This is a genomic window from Chitinophaga filiformis (assembly GCF_021646545.1).
Classification (GTDB): domain Bacteria; phylum Bacteroidota; class Bacteroidia; order Chitinophagales; family Chitinophagaceae; genus Chitinophaga; species Chitinophaga filiformis_A.
Map to the genome: position 1 here is coordinate 279023 of NZ_JAKIRP010000003.1, position 14605 is coordinate 293627.

Here is a 14605-nt window from a genome sequence, read left to right on the forward strand (position 1 = left end):
AACACACGGGTTCCACGCGTGGTTGACGGCCATTGGTTCCCCACAATTGGGGTTTTCCCCCGAACCGCCGGTAAAAGAGAAAGCCGGTCTTCATCAGACCGGCTTTCTTTTATTACAGTTTTACTGCTTACTTCTTCATGTACATTACTTCCTTCACCAGTTTCACGGTACGCTCAACATCAGGCAGGTACAGTTTCACCAGGTTCGGTGCGTAGTGCATTGGCGCATCAGCAGCTGTGATACGACGGATCGGAGCATCCAGGTAGTCGAAACCTTCTTTCTGGATACGGTAAGATATCTCAGAAGAAACGCTGGAGAACGGCCATTGTTCTTCTACTATCACCAGACGGTTGGTTTTCTTAACAGATTCCAGGATGGTGAACCAATCCAGCGGACGGATGGTACGCAGATCAATCACTTCAGCTTCGATACCTTCTTTTGCCAGCTCTTCAGCAGCACCCAGGGCAACTTTCATCATTTTGTTGAAAGATACGATGGTCACGTCTTTACCGGAACGTTTGATATCAGCTTTACCAATTTCGATAATGTATTCTTCTTCAGGCACTTCACCCATGTCGCCGTACATCACTTCGCTCTCCATGAAAACAACCGGATCGTTATCGCGGATAGCCGCTTTCAACAGACCTTTTGCATCATAAGGATTTGAAACTGATATTACTTTTAAACCCGGGATATTTGCATAATAGCTTTCGAAAGCAGTGGAGTGCTGTGCACCCAGCTGACCGGCAGAACCGTTAGGTCCACGGAAAACGATAGGACAACCTACCTGACCACCACTCATTGCCAGCATTTTAGAAGCTGTGTTCAGGATCTGGTCCAGCGCCAGTACAGCAAAGTTCCAGGTCATGAATTCCAGAACAGGACGAAGACCGTTCTGTGCAGCACCAACACCAATTGCAGTGAAGCCCAGCTCAGCGATCGGTGTGTCTATTACCCTCTTAGGGCCAAACTCATCCAGCATTCCCTGGCTAACTTTATAGGCTCCGTTGTATTCTGCTACTTCCTCTCCCATCAGGAAAACGCGGTCGTCACGGCGCATTTCTTCCTGCATGGCTTCTCGTAAGGCTTGTCTGAAAGCTATCTGACGCATGCTGTTACTCTTAAAGTTTGAAAGTTAATGCCTCATTTATCTTAAGGCAGGGGCAAAATTATTGTTTGTTGGCGAAAAAGCAAAGGAAAACTTATGAGTAAGCGAGCTGAGATTTTAAATACTATATATGAAATATTATATATATTAGCGGACAGACTGCCTGTTATAAGTTAATATCCTATCCTATGTTTACCATTACCGTGCTTTCTTTATGCTTTCTGGCGGCCATTTCCTGTAAGATCAAAAAGGTCAAAGCCCCGCTGATAACGGGTTTGATCTGGTATTTCCATCTCTCGATGTGCATATTCTCTGTTCTGTGCCTGATACTGCTTTTCAGCGGTTATGGGTTTAAAGGCACTTATACGGAGCGGGTGTTCTATACCCTTTATGCAGGATCTGGTATCATATTGTATGGCCTCACCCAGCAGGAAGTGTCAGGCAAGTGGGTATACCTGTGTGCCTTTTACGGCTTCCCTTTTGTGCTGCTCTTTGGACTGCTGCTGCCTCCTTTACGCACGCTGACCGTCATTGCGGGACTGGGATTATTGTCTGACGGGGAAATGAAACGCTATCCGATTGACGATGACTTTGCGCTGCAATCCACCTCGGTGGATATTATTTACCGCTATCCTACCTACAGCCTGGTACAGGATAAGTACTGGTTTTTTGAGAAGATATCAGGAGATGTGGTAAAACCTGCGGGGCAACTGCAGGCCTTAAAAATGGAGAAAAGCGGGCAGGATAGCATACATCTATATATGAACCTGATCAATGGACCAGGCAGGGCCTCACGCTTTGACACAACCATCAGCCTGATACAATAAATTTCAAGGATCAGGGATTTACGTGATGATCCTCCCGTAAATTCCTGATCCTTAACAACAATATTGCTAATTCGCTCTTTCGATAACGATCGCACTGGCGCCACCACCGCCATTACAAATGCCTGCCACACCGTAACGGGCATTGTTCTGACGCAGGATAGAGCTGAGCGTCACCACAATACGTGCACCGCTGCATCCGATAGGATGCCCCATAGAAACTGCACCTCCCCATACGTTCACTTTATCTCGTGATAGTCCCAGATCACGTTCATTGGCGATAGGCACACAGGAAAAGGCTTCATTGATCTCCACAAAATCCATATCTGCTGCGGTCAGCTTCGCTTTTTCCAGCGCTTTATTAATAGCTTTCACCGGAGTAGTGGTGAACCATTCAGGCGCCTGGGAAGCATCCGCAAAACTGATAACTTTTGCCAAAGGCTTCAGTCCCAATTCTTTCAGCTTCTCCCCGCTTACCAGTAACACTGCTGCCGCGCCGTCGTTGATATTAGAGGCATTGGCCGCCGTGATGGTACCATCTTTCTGGAAGGTAGGTTTCAGTGTAGGGATCTTCTCGAAGTTCACCTTTTTATAGTCTTCATCCTCTGTGACAGTAACCACCTGTTTTCCAGGCACTTCTACAGGAATGACCTCATTTTTATAATATCCCTTTTCGGTGGCCGCTGCCGCCCTTTTATAGCTTTCTACAGCATATGCATCCTGTTCCTCACGGGAGATCTTGTATTCTGTAGCACAGAGTTCCGCCGCATTTCCCATATGAAAGTCCTTATAAGGGTCCCACAGGCCATCCCTGATGATACCATCAGTGACAGCGCCACTACCTAATCTGTAGCCATTACGGGCTTTATCCAGGTAGTAAGGCACATTGCTCATACTCTCCATCCCGCCGGCCACTACTATGTCATTATCGCCTGAGAGGATGCTCTGCGCTCCCAACATGATCGCTTTCATACCGGAAGCACATACCTTATTGACAGTTGTGCAGGGCACATTCGTGGGAATGCCGGCATAGATACTGGCCTGGTTGGCAGGCGCCTGGCCCAGGTTAGCACTGATCACATTACCCATATATACTTCATTCACCGCAGCGGCAGGTACGCCCGCCTTTTCGAGCGCCGCTTTCATTACCAGGGCGCCCAGCTGGGTAGCAGACATTGCCGATAATGCGCCATTAAAGGAGCCAATGGGGGTACGCACTGCTGAAACTATAAATACTTCTTTCATCCGTAGAAATTTTCGTCACGCCCAAAGGCGCAACTGTTAAGATTGTTTGGTTTCCACCAAATATAACGGAATTTCAGGAACGATAGCTGGGCGCAGGTGTTAAAACCGGTAACCTAACTTAATCCCCATAGGTATATTAATATCCCATCCTGTTTTGGGTTCATCTACCAGATAGCTGCTGTTATCCTCCAGATAGCTGTCTGGCGAAGGAACTTCGTTTTTGAAGGCTACATCCCTGTATTTAACTCCCAGCCCAATGTAGAATTCTATCATGAATTTATGTGGCCTGTCAAAGAATAACTGACAACCTACTTTACCGGATGTACCGTAGATGTTCTTAACCTTATCATAGGCAGATATCTTCTCATAGTCCGGTTTCCAGCTGTTAGGATCCCATCTCACCGGCTGTATCCATTCTTCCCGGTAACTAACACGCTTATATGAAATTTCCTGTCCGAAGAATAATTTGTAAACATGTCCTCTCCCCGGCAGATAATAACGTATTTCAGGACGGATGCGGAAGCCCTTCGCCATTGGCGAATACCTGCCTCTTAAATTGTAATCCGCCTTTTCATCAATAAAGATCCAGGTACCTTCCAGCACCACACCCCAGTTTTTCTTATACCGGTATTCCAGTGCCAGGGAAACGCCCCCGTCAGGCTCTCTGAGCGTTACGAGATTGGTACTGATGCGCAGTCCCGTAAGAAAGGAATCAGGCGTATTTCTTTGTGCCCTGGAGGTAAGGGTAATTAATAAGAAAAGTATAAGAACAGTGTAGAGTTGTTTCATCAATAAGGTAGTTTAGAAATTAAGCCGGGAGATACAGGGGAAGCTGCTATGCTGTAACAAATTATTTCCCGTTTGCCAAGCACGAATAGAAGGTTGCCACTGTTCACAATATCTGAATAAGCTACATCCGTCACTTCACCTACCCTTTCAAGGGTTGCGCCGGCGATATTTATCGTCACCATGCCTTGCTCTGCCGCCAGATACATATAACTGCCTGCTATAACGAAAGCGTTGGTCTCGCCTACCTGCAAACGATTTAATTCAATACTGGCAGTCGTATCCTTTTTCAGCCTGGATTTTATCAGATAGAGCGAGGTAGCACCACAAAATCTTTTTCGACTGGAAATAGCATATGCGATATCGCCTGTTGCTGTCAGTTTTAAGCAGTCGGTCAAGTCCCTGTAATGAGAAGTGTACTCCAGGCTGGTGGTGTCGTGGCGGTTCAACCGGGTGCTATACAGCACAGCCAATTCATTATTCAGCAGAAAGACACTATCCACTTTTGTACCCAATAGCTGCCGGCTCTTCAGGATTACCGGCTGGCCGGGAGACGACAGGGAATAGGCAGCCAGCGACTCTGCATTCACGAGATAAAGTTTACCACGTGAGATAACCAATCCGGCATTATTGTGACCGACGGCGTCCGGATTATAAATATCCTGTTCACCTGACCTGCGACATTTAGGATTATTAATTTTAGCCTTATGCCAGCCAATCACAATTCCCTTCGAAGGATCAACGCATTCGAAATAATTTACGTCCGGTCCCGAAGGATAATCCAGTTGCCTCCACACGCCAGCCACCCTTCCTACGGTCATATTCGCAGAGAGTGCTTTTAGAGGAATAGCAACGAGATCATTGTAATTGTTTGCGTACAGGTAATCGCCATCAATGGCAGCCACCTGGAATCCGGGAATCCGCAGAAAGCCCGTTTTTACGGGACGAGCGGGGTCCTGGTATGAAATAACATGTAGTCCTGAATCAATTTCCTCCTGCAGCACATTCATACCTGCTGTAAATAACTTACCACCATTGACTGTCTTACGGGGTGGCTGAAAACTGATCTGTTTCAAAGAAGCATCGGTACTATAAATGGGGACATATCCTTCCACAACTCCACGTTCCCAGGGATCATCATAGCAAGCCGCCAGGAGACAACAGACGATAAACAGTACATAGGTTTGCAGACGATTCATACAATATAGGTTAGGCATTTGCAGTTAAGCGTGCAGAGGAAAGCAGAAGTTACATTGTGGGAGTTAAGAAAACGTTAAAGGCCATTCCTGCACATCAAGAAGACAATGGTATATAAAACAAGAAACCGTCTCAAAAAATTGAGACGGCTCTTTCTTCAAGCATAACCGGTCCTTACGATAACCGGAATGTATTTTACCAACCTCCGTTATTAGGAAGGACATTCGGATTGAGAGATGTTTCACTTTGTGGCACCGGCCAGAGATAATCACGTCCTGCATTGAAACTACGCTGTTCTACCAGTACGTGCTTACCATAATCCTGTCTTGTCTGATCAAAGTTGTTCAGGATACCATAAACAGGACCAGACATCACTGTTTCTGCTATCTTCCAGCGACGGATGTCAAACAGACGGTTATCTTCCATCGGGAACTCTACATGCCTTTCACGACGTACTGCATCACGCAGTGCCGTCTGACCAGGGAAATCTGCTGCAGTTATAACAGGCATCACGACACCAGGTCTTTGTCTTACCCGGTTGATAGCATCATACACCGAAGCATCGATCTGGTTAGCTTCTATTTTAGCTTCAGCATAGGTCAGCAGTACTTCTGCAAATCTCAGCAATACTACATCGTTATAAGAGTTGCTATCCCAGTTACCCTGAATATCAGCAGGCACATATTTTTTATAATAAAAACCAGTCAGCGAAGCATTATTCTTGCTTAATGCATCCAGGCTCTTAGTATTGCTTACATCAATCGTGATACCATTTACCACCACACCTGGCACCACGACTGTCATCTTGAGACGGGGGTCGCGGTTATCATAAGGATGTGCCGCATCATAGAGCCCTGACTTATCAATCGTCTTTCCATCAGTACATTCATAAGCATCCACCAGCGATTGTAACGGCACTACCTGCGACCAGCCACCGAGAGATGGTCCGCCCACCCATGTAGCCATGGCATTAGGCAGTGTGTTCTTCACGTAACGCGCAGAGAAGATGATCTCCTGACTGTTCTTGTTGGTACCGTTGAACAGGCTTACATAGTTATTGTCGATCGCATATGCATTCAGGTCCATTACTTCCTTAGCGGCAGCAGCAGCCTCTGTATAACGGCCCTCGTACAACAACACTCTTGCTTTTAAGGCCAGTGCTGCGCCCTTCGTAGCACGGCCTGCGTTGTTGGCATCATAGGTAACAGGAAGGTATTTCGCGATGGTATCCAGCTCTGCTACCAGGAACTGTGCTACTTCCGCACGTGGCGTACGTTTCGCTGCAAAGTCGCTTACCGGTGGGATAGTTGTTCTCAGCGGCACATCACCATACAGACCTATCAGCTGCTGATATGCATAGGCCCTGATAAAACGGGCTTCCCCTTTCAGACGTTTGTTGAGGGAATCTGATAATGCCTTATCCCTGTCGATATTATCCAGCACATCATTACAGGATGCGATCATCTTATAAAAGTTGCTCCAGAAGTTGGCGAACATACCCGTTCCGATAGAAGCACTTCCGTTACCAACAAGCCTTACATCACTTGGCCAGTCACTCCAGGAATAACTGTCATCTGTAGCGCAGCTCAGGAATATGCGGTTATCCACATCGCCCAGGCGGCGGTAACAGTTATTTACGGCATTAATGGCATCCGCTTCTGTAGTCCAGTAATCCTCCCGGCTTACAGCATTCTGCGGCTGTTCGTCCAGGTATTTTTTACAGGCCGTCATTGATACAAGTCCGGCCAAGGTGAATATAATTGCTAATTTCTTCATGACTACTTAGTTTAAAATTGCACGTTTAATCCAAAGTTGATGGTTCTCACCTGTGGGTAATACCTGCTATCGTTTGGTGCTTCCGGATCAATGTCATTCGGCAGGGATGAGAAGGTCAGGAGGTTCTGTCCGCTCACATAGATGCGGCATCTGTCAAAGCCCGCACGTTTCATGATGTGATCAGGCAAGGTATAACCCAGCTGCACGCTTTTCAGTCGCAGGTAAGCACCGCTCTTCACCCAGTAAGAAGAAGACTGATAGTTCTGTGTAGTATTCACCAATCTTGGGAAATCTGCACTTGTATTAGTACTTGTCCAGCTGTTCAGGTGTTCCTCCCTGAAGTTACCATCATTCGATGTCGGCGCTCTTTCTATCGGCAGTGTATGGATAGATACTTTACCTACACCCTGGAAGAAGGCAGACAGGTCGAAATGTTTGTAGTCAGCACCCAGGTTGAAACCATAAGTATATCTTGGAATATTGCTACCCAGGTACACCATATCGCCACCTTTGCTCACTGCGCCTTCTTTTACCTGTTTGTCATTGTTCTGATCTTTGTAGATTAAATCGCCGGGACCTGTAGTCGGGAATGGCTGCGTAGCATGTGCTGCTACCTGTGCAGCGTTCTGGAAGATGCCTTCTACCTGGTAACCGTAAAAACCTCCGATAGGTTGTCCTGTAATGAGACCTGTATAAATGAAGTTGTTATCTCTTGTGATCGCATCAGTATTTTTGATATCAATGATCTTGTTGCGAACATCAGAGAGATTACCACCTACATGATAATCAACCTGGCCGATCTTACCACGATAGTTCAGTGATACTTCCCATCCCGTGTTCTGTACCTTACCAGCATTCTGTGCAGAAGGATCCAGACCTACTGAAGGATTGATAGGAAGGAATAACAGGATATCTTTTGTATTTTTTTTATAGTAATCAAAAGTAAAATCCAGGTTCTTGAATAACGTTGCGTCCACACCCACGTCTGTCATTACAGTTGTTTCCCATGTCAGACCTGAGTTAGGATAGATCTGAATACCTGCTGTCGGATTCAGCACACCGCCGAAAGGATAACTGTTGTAGTAGTATACTGACTGGTAAGGATAGTTGGTAGATTGTTTATCTCTGTCGAGGATCACGTCGTTACCCAGCTTACCCCATGAACCACGTATCTTCATATTGTTGATGAAGGTCAGATCGCGCATGAATTCCTCTGAAGAGATACGCCAGCCGGCAGAGAATGACGGGAACAGTCCCCATTTCTGACCATCAGAGAAACGGGATGAACCGTCGCGGCGGAGGTTGGCTTCAAAGAGATATTTATCGTTGTAGGAATAGTTCAATCTACCAAAGAAAGATACCAGGGAATAGGCAACGCCATTACCTGTAGCAATCTGCCCGGTGGCAGCACCTGCATCGATCTGTTCTATCGTACCATTAGGCAGGTTCACCCTGTAACCGCTCAGGTCATCGGTAGTTTCAGACAAACGGGAAGCACCCGCCAGCAACGTGAAACTGTGCTTGCCAAAGCTGTGTGTATATTCTGCCAATCCCTGGTAGTTCCTGAACCAGTAACCCTGGTAGGCCTTCCTGATAGTATTCTGCCCCAGTGTCAATGTATTTTCGTTGGTAGGGAAATCGGTAAAATATGTCAGTGCCTTTTCGTGCATGCTGTTATAGTCGGACCTGTAGTTAACAGAAGTGAGGCCGGTCAGTTTCAGACCTTTTAGCAGGTTGTATGTGGCTTTGAAGTTGCCTGTAAAGAGATTGCTTTTATATTGGTATAGACCACCCTCTTCCTGAAGGCGGATAGGGTTTTGGCCACCTCTCACAAGTGCCCAGGTGCCATCTGAATATTTGTTTACAGAAAGAGGATTCACTACTGCAGCCTGTCCAAACTGGTACCATGCTGATCCTGAAGCCCCCTGTGGCTCCTGCCTGTCGCCCAGTCTGGCGGCAATGTCTGCACTGAAGGTCAGTTTCTTTGTGACATTAATATCTGTATTCAGACGAACAGTGAGACGGTTGAAATCCATGTTGGAGATCAGACCTTTCTGATCGAAGTAGTTAGTGGAGAAACGGTATTTAATATCTTCCGTACCGCCGGATATACCCAGGCTATGCTCCTGCTGAAAGCCGCTGCCGGTCAATACATCATCCAGCCAGTAGTTGTCCGGGTACTGATCTTTATTACGGTTGGGATCATCGTAAGCAGCAATCTGCGCATCGGTATAGGTAGGATTCGCACCGGAGTTGGTGGCAGTCTGGTTCACCAGTTTCATGAAGTCTTTCGCACCTACATATTTTGCCAGACGTGCGGGACGCTGCCATGCAAAATAGTTGGAGTAGCTCACCTTCGCTTTACCGGAGGCGCCTCTTTTGGTAGTGATCAGGATCACACCATTTGCCGCTCTTACACCATAGATAGCTGAAGATGCCGCATCTTTCAGCACAGAGTAGGATGCGATATCATTCATGTCCACATCATTCATATTCATCTGCACACCATCTACAAGCACTAATGGATCGGTACTGTTCAGCGTACCCACACCACGGATACGGATAGTGCCCTGGTCAGCACCGGGCTGTCCGCTGCCTGTGGTCACTGTGACACCAGGCGCCATCCCCTGCAACGCGGCAGATACCTGGCCAACAGGTTTCCAGCTCACGTCTTTACCATCTATGGCGCTGATAGCACCGGTAACGTTTACTTTCTTCTGCGTACCATAAGCGACTACCACCACTTCAGATATAGCAGTGACATCTTGCGTCAGCTTTATTGTAATAGTAGTACGGCCAGCAACGGCCACTTCCTGTTTCGTATAACCAATGAATGAAAATTCCAGTACCGCATTTTCATTTGGTACCTGTAATGACCAGGAACCATCAACACCTGTGGAAGTACCATTTGTAGTACCTTTCACCAGTACCGTTACACCTGGTATAGGCTGGCCATTTTCGTCGGTCACTACACCTTTTACAGGGATAGCGGCAGGAGCAGCAAGCGGGGGCATGTTCATTGCTGACTGTACGGGTGAAGGCGTATTTTCCCGGGACCCGGTTGGAGGAGGTGCTGCAGCAGGTTCATCATCCTGCAGATACACAATATAGAACCCCTCTCCCATCTTTTTATACCGGAGTTTATTAGCAGTAGTGATACTCTTCAATTCTTCTTCAAGAGAGGATGTTCTGTTATTTTCAATACGTGACAATTGCAATGTTGCGAGATTGCTCTTGTACATGAAGTGTACATTGTATTTTACTTCAAGCCCATCCAGCACACTTTTCAGCGACTTAGTCTGTGATCTTTCGAAGGGGCTGACAGGTTTACCCAGCGCTGCCAGGTCCTGCGCATTTGCCGGCATGCTGCAATAACATGCCATGCCCATAGCAGCCATAAAGGCACTAATGAACTTGTTCATACATTTAAATTTGAATGATTACCTGTGCTGTGGTCACTGCATTCCGTTGTACACCGGCCTGCAGTATTTACTGCATTGTTTTTAAATACTCTTTCTCTCGATTATAACAATATTATTGACATGGCTTACTTTCAGATGAAAAAGCTGTGAGAGTCCCTCCAGCAGCATATCCATTTGCTGGCTGGGGACTGTACCCGTAAATTCCTGGCGTAATAATGAAGTGTCCCTGATCTCGACAGTTACGCCATACGTATCTTCCAGTTGCTGCGCCAGTTCGGCGAAGCTGGCATTCTCAAACTGCAGGCTGTTTCTTTTCCAGGAAGAATAACGTTGCGTATTGGTGTGGTTCTTCACCTTTGTACGTACCTGTTCCTTGTATTCTACAAGGTCTCCAGGTTGCATGATGATTGTTTCTTCCGGTGTACTGTTGCTGTGCAGACGTACCTTTCCGGTGTTCAGCACCACCTGCATCCGTCCGTGACGGTCTACCAGATTAAAAGTGGTGCCCAATACTTCAACGTTCATCCTGCTTGCAGTATGTACAACGAAAGACCGGGGTACAGTTGATGGTTTTACTGAAAAGAATGCCTCACCTTCCACCCACACTTCACGGCTGGCGGACCGCTCCCAGTTATTGGCGTAACGCAGTGTAGTGTTACCATTCAGGGTAACTTCCGACTGATCGGGGAGGACTACCGTACGTATTTCCCCATAAGCTGTCTGGATAACGGTGTTACGGTGATGATGATAGACTTTCCATCCCCCATAAGCAAGTAATAAGGTTCCTGATACCACGGCGGCTGCTTTGAGACCTGTAAACCAACGGGACCGGCGATAACGTGGCTGGCGCTGACCAGTAGTATCAACGATACGCTGGTAGAGATCTGCAGATTGTGACGGCGACAGCATGATATCCGGCTTTGCCATATCAAGATCCCGCGTCATAACAATATCCAGGTATTCCCTTCCTTCCGGAGTGGTAAACCATTCCAGTACCCTTTCATATTCTTCAGGGGTACATTGGTTAAGCTGGTATCTATGCAGCAGACTTTGGTCGAATTGCTCCATAATGTGGACTTACGATGAAATATGACAAATGAAATTGTTACGTTCTGTATAATACTACACCTGGGGAAATGAAAAGTATTATAGGAGTTGAAAAAAAATTTAAGAAAAGGTAACAAAAAGAAAGGCAAGGCTCAGGAGTGCGCTCATCATGATCTTCAATGCGTGCTTCAATGCCTTACTGGCCTGGGCATACTGAAATTTGACAGTATTAATGGACAATCCCAGCTGTCGGGCTACTTCCTCGTTGCTCAATCCTTCGTAAGAGCGCAGGCGGAAGATCTTTTTCTTCTGGGCAGAGAGATTGTTAATAGCATGGTCCACTACTTTGCGGTAATCATTAAATATAACGGTCGATTCAGCGTCCCGGTGCTCACTGCTGGCGTTGTAGACAAGTTCGTATTGTTTGGAAAGACTGCGTTTATGATCGCGGATGAGGTTCAGTACGTGGAACTTGAGGCATTTAAAAAGGAAATTACGTACTCCCTGCGCGGGGTCCAGCTCTTCACGGTGCAACCATACCTTCACGAATACTTCGTGTACGGCATCTTCGGCAGCAGTGGTGCTTTTCAGATATTTACAGGCTGTACTATATAAGAGTTGATGATAGGCAGCATATAATTCTTCAAAAGCGTTGTGATCACTGTCGCGCAGGCGGGCAGCCAGTTGCTGATCATTATTGAGAATATACATGGACACTGTTCAGATCCCCCTCTCTGTGAATGCTGTTTGAGTTTTAAACGTGTTGTCTAAAATTAGGCCATGATACTATTTTAAATAAATGGTAAATTATCCAAGTAAGATATTTTTTTAACATCGTTTATCCTGAATAAAAAGATCCTGCCGATAATACTATCAGGCATGAGTGTGCATTGCAACATTGACGGTACTTTACATGCATTGTCTCCCAAAATAAGGATCAGGTGGTAGCTTGAGGGCAAGGCTGAAAGCCAGGCCCCTGCAATACTATTTTTTTCAGTAGTATTCTTCAAACTACCTGTTCCTGCCCTGCGGATGGGTTCGGACAACAATGTATGACCGCTGTCCCGCCAGGCGGTGAAAAATTATTTAAGTTTGCAGTCTGAATTAAGCGCCATTGATTTCACAAAATACCATACAACAGATACTCAGCCGGATTGACATTGTGGAGATAGTAGGCAATTTCGTGAAACTTAAAAAACGGGGTGCCAACTACTTAGGGTTATGTCCCTTCCACAACGAGAAGTCTCCCTCCTTCACCGTTACGCCGAGTAAGGAAATATTCAAATGCTTCGGTTGCGGCCAGAGTGGTAATGCCATTAAGTTCCTGATGGAACACGAGAAGTATTCCTACGTAGAAGCTTTACGCTGGCTGGCGCAGAAGTACGACGTGCCCATTGAGGAAACTGAGGTAAGTCCGGAAGCCAGGCAGCAGCAGCTGATGGCGGACAGCCTCTATATCATCAATAGCTTTGCCCGTGAATACTTTTCCAATACACTCTTTAATACGGAAGAAGGCCAGAACGTAGGTCTCAGTTACTTTGAAGAGCGTGGCTTTACCCAGGAGACCATCCGTAAGTTCCAGTTAGGTTACAGCCTGAACACCTGGGATGCCTTCACTAAAACGGCCCTGTCCAAAGGTTATAACCTGGAATACCTGCAAAAAACAGGATTGGTCACCGTCAGGAATGAGCAGCCCGGAGATAACTACCGCGGCCGTGTGATCTTCCCGATCCACAACCAGAGTGGTAAGGTACTGGGATTCGGTGCCCGTATCCTTGTCAAGAATGACCGTGCTCCCAAATACATCAACTCACCGGAAAATGAGATCTACGTCAAGAACAGGGTACTGTATGGTACCTACTTTGCCAGGCATGCGATCGACAAACTGAATGAATGTCTGCTGGTAGAGGGTTATACAGACGTGATCTCCCTCCATCAGGCAGGGATTGAGAATGTAGTGGCATCCAGTGGTACGTCCCTGACGCAACACCAGCTGCGGCTCATTAAAAAGTACACAAACAACCTGACCATCCTCTTCGACGGGGACAATGCCGGTATCAAGGCGGCCCTGAGAGGTCTGGATATGGCGATAGAGGAGGGATTGAACGTAAAACTGGTTTTAATCCCCGATAAGGAAGACCCGGACAGTTATGTGCAAAAGATTGGGGCAGATGCTTTCCGTGAATTTATAGCCAATAACAAGCAGGATTTTGTGCTGTTCAAGCTGCAGATCTCCATGCAGGACGCCGGCAATGACAGCAACCGCAAATCACAGCTCGTAAATGAGATTGCGGAGACCATCTCCAAGATCGATAAAACGGAAGATTTCACCCGGCAGCAGGATTACATCCGTCAATGCAGCCAGGTACTGAAGATCGATGAACAGGGACTCATCAACCTGGTGAATAAGTTCATCCGGGAGCGTTTCCAGAAAAAGGAGAACCAGCAGGCCAGGGATAATGCCGCTGCTGCGCCGCCTATGGACGACGACCTCTCACCAGAGGCGATTGCCGCCATGGAGGCGATGGAGAACGGCGGAGAACCGGCAGTCAACTTCTTCAATCCGGACGAAAAACAGGAAAGGGAACTGGTGAAAATACTCCTGCGCTTTGGCGACAAACCTTTCAGTGAGGAAGATAAAAGCACCGTGGCCGACTATATTTTCCATCTGCCCTACGATTTCGAATCGCTGGCCGACAATGAGCTGGTGAAAAGGATATTGAGGGAATACAAAGAGATGTACGACCAGGACAACCTGCCCGACAAAAAGTGGTTCCTGTACCACAATGACCAGGATGTTGCCGGTATGGTAGTCGGTATTATGGAAGATAAAGAAGCGGAACTAAGTACTGCCTGGAAGGAAAAATTTGAAATAGATACCGTATATGGTGATAATGCCTATCTGAAAGATACCATCTCCACCACCAATTATCTCATTTTGAGGAAGATCCGTAAAATGATCGTGGAAAATCAACAGGAAATGGAACGGTCTACCGTGTTTGAAGAGCAGATCAAGTGTATTGAGATGCATAAGCACCTGAAACAGCTGGAAACGGAATTGACCCAGGGTATCGGAACGGTTATATTCAGGTAGTTTTGCCAGAATGACAGCAAAAGCCTTGTGTTCCTATAAGGGACGAACTAGCGACCTTTTAGCGACGAACAAGCGACCTTGCGATTTATTACCTAAAACGCCTTCA

10 protein-coding genes are annotated in these 14605 nt (G+C 46.7%); 2 read left to right on the forward strand and 8 right to left on the reverse strand.

All coding sequences use genetic code 11. The annotated features are described in order from the left end of the window. Positions 1–127: 127 nt before the first annotated feature. Positions 128–1111: a pyruvate dehydrogenase complex E1 component subunit beta gene (locus tag L3C95_RS10955; protein ID WP_236386249.1), complete on the reverse strand. Its 984-nt coding sequence runs from the start codon at positions 1109–1111 to the stop codon at positions 128–130. A 185-nt stretch (positions 1112–1296) separates the two neighbouring features. On the opposite strand from L3C95_RS10955, the gene L3C95_RS10960 reads away from it, so the two are divergent. Continuing rightward, a complete protein-coding gene (locus L3C95_RS10960; RefSeq protein WP_236386248.1) occupies positions 1297–1935 on the forward strand; it encodes a hypothetical protein in 639 nt (212 codons plus the stop codon). A gap of 66 nt (positions 1936–2001) precedes the next feature. On the opposite strand, the gene L3C95_RS10965 is transcribed toward L3C95_RS10960, so the two are convergent. The 7 genes from L3C95_RS10965 to L3C95_RS10995 form a co-directional block, all read right to left on the reverse strand. Further along, the gene (locus L3C95_RS10965; protein ID WP_236386246.1) at positions 2002–3177 is read right to left on the reverse strand and encodes an acetyl-CoA C-acyltransferase; all 1176 of its coding nucleotides are present in this window, start codon (positions 3175–3177) and stop codon (positions 2002–2004) included. Positions 3178–3276: 99 nt separating this feature from the next. Continuing rightward, positions 3277–3966, reverse strand: coding sequence for a DUF3575 domain-containing protein (locus L3C95_RS10970; protein WP_236386244.1), 690 nt, complete (start codon positions 3964–3966; stop codon positions 3277–3279). Further along, positions 3966–5162 (reverse strand): hypothetical protein, encoded by a 1197-nt coding sequence (locus L3C95_RS10975; RefSeq protein WP_236386242.1) that lies wholly within the window; start codon positions 5160–5162, stop codon positions 3966–3968. Before L3C95_RS10975 ends, L3C95_RS10970 begins: the two co-directional genes overlap by 1 nt. 193 nt (positions 5163–5355) lie before the next feature. Continuing rightward, complete coding sequence (locus tag L3C95_RS10980) at positions 5356–6936, reverse strand: RagB/SusD family nutrient uptake outer membrane protein (protein ID WP_236386239.1); 1581 nt, start codon at positions 6934–6936, stop codon at positions 5356–5358. Positions 6937–6947: 11 nt separating this feature from the next. After that, positions 6948–10358, reverse strand: a complete 3411-nt coding sequence (locus L3C95_RS10985) for a SusC/RagA family TonB-linked outer membrane protein (protein ID WP_236386237.1) — start codon at positions 10356–10358, stop codon at positions 6948–6950. An 81-nt stretch (positions 10359–10439) separates the two neighbouring features. Next, positions 10440–11426, reverse strand: coding sequence for a FecR family protein (locus tag L3C95_RS10990; protein ID WP_236386235.1), 987 nt, complete (start codon positions 11424–11426; stop codon positions 10440–10442). 99 nt (positions 11427–11525) lie between these two features. Continuing rightward, the gene (locus L3C95_RS10995; RefSeq protein WP_236386232.1) at positions 11526–12116 is read right to left on the reverse strand and encodes an RNA polymerase sigma factor; all 591 of its coding nucleotides are present in this window, start codon (positions 12114–12116) and stop codon (positions 11526–11528) included. Positions 12117–12519: 403 nt separating this feature from the next. On the opposite strand from L3C95_RS10995, the gene dnaG reads away from it, so the two are divergent. Beyond that, complete coding sequence (gene dnaG / locus L3C95_RS11000) at positions 12520–14499, forward strand: DNA primase (protein ID WP_236386230.1); 1980 nt, start codon at positions 12520–12522, stop codon at positions 14497–14499. Positions 14500–14605: the final 106 nt, after the last annotated feature.

Excerpts from the sequence above, each read along its gene's own strand:
- L3C95_RS10955 (WP_236386249.1), bottom strand. The coding sequence starts at position 1,111 with ATGCGTCAGATAGCTTTCAGACAAGCCTTACGAGAAGCCATGCAGGAA.
- L3C95_RS10990 (WP_236386235.1), bottom strand. The coding sequence starts at position 11,426 with ATGGAGCAATTCGACCAAAGTCTGCTGCATAGATACCAGCTTAACCAA.
- L3C95_RS10970 (WP_236386244.1), bottom strand. The coding sequence starts at position 3,966 with ATGAAACAACTCTACACTGTTCTTATACTTTTCTTATTAATTACCCTT.
- L3C95_RS10975 (WP_236386242.1), bottom strand. The coding sequence starts at position 5,162 with ATGAATCGTCTGCAAACCTATGTACTGTTTATCGTCTGTTGTCTCCTG.
- L3C95_RS10980 (WP_236386239.1), bottom strand. The coding sequence starts at position 6,936 with ATGAAGAAATTAGCAATTATATTCACCTTGGCCGGACTTGTATCAATG.
- L3C95_RS10960 (WP_236386248.1), top strand. The coding sequence starts at position 1,297 with ATGTTTACCATTACCGTGCTTTCTTTATGCTTTCTGGCGGCCATTTCC.
- L3C95_RS10995 (WP_236386232.1), bottom strand. The coding sequence starts at position 12,116 with ATGTATATTCTCAATAATGATCAGCAACTGGCTGCCCGCCTGCGCGAC.
- L3C95_RS10985 (WP_236386237.1), bottom strand. The coding sequence starts at position 10,358 with ATGAACAAGTTCATTAGTGCCTTTATGGCTGCTATGGGCATGGCATGT.
- L3C95_RS10965 (WP_236386246.1), bottom strand. The coding sequence starts at position 3,177 with ATGAAAGAAGTATTTATAGTTTCAGCAGTGCGTACCCCCATTGGCTCC.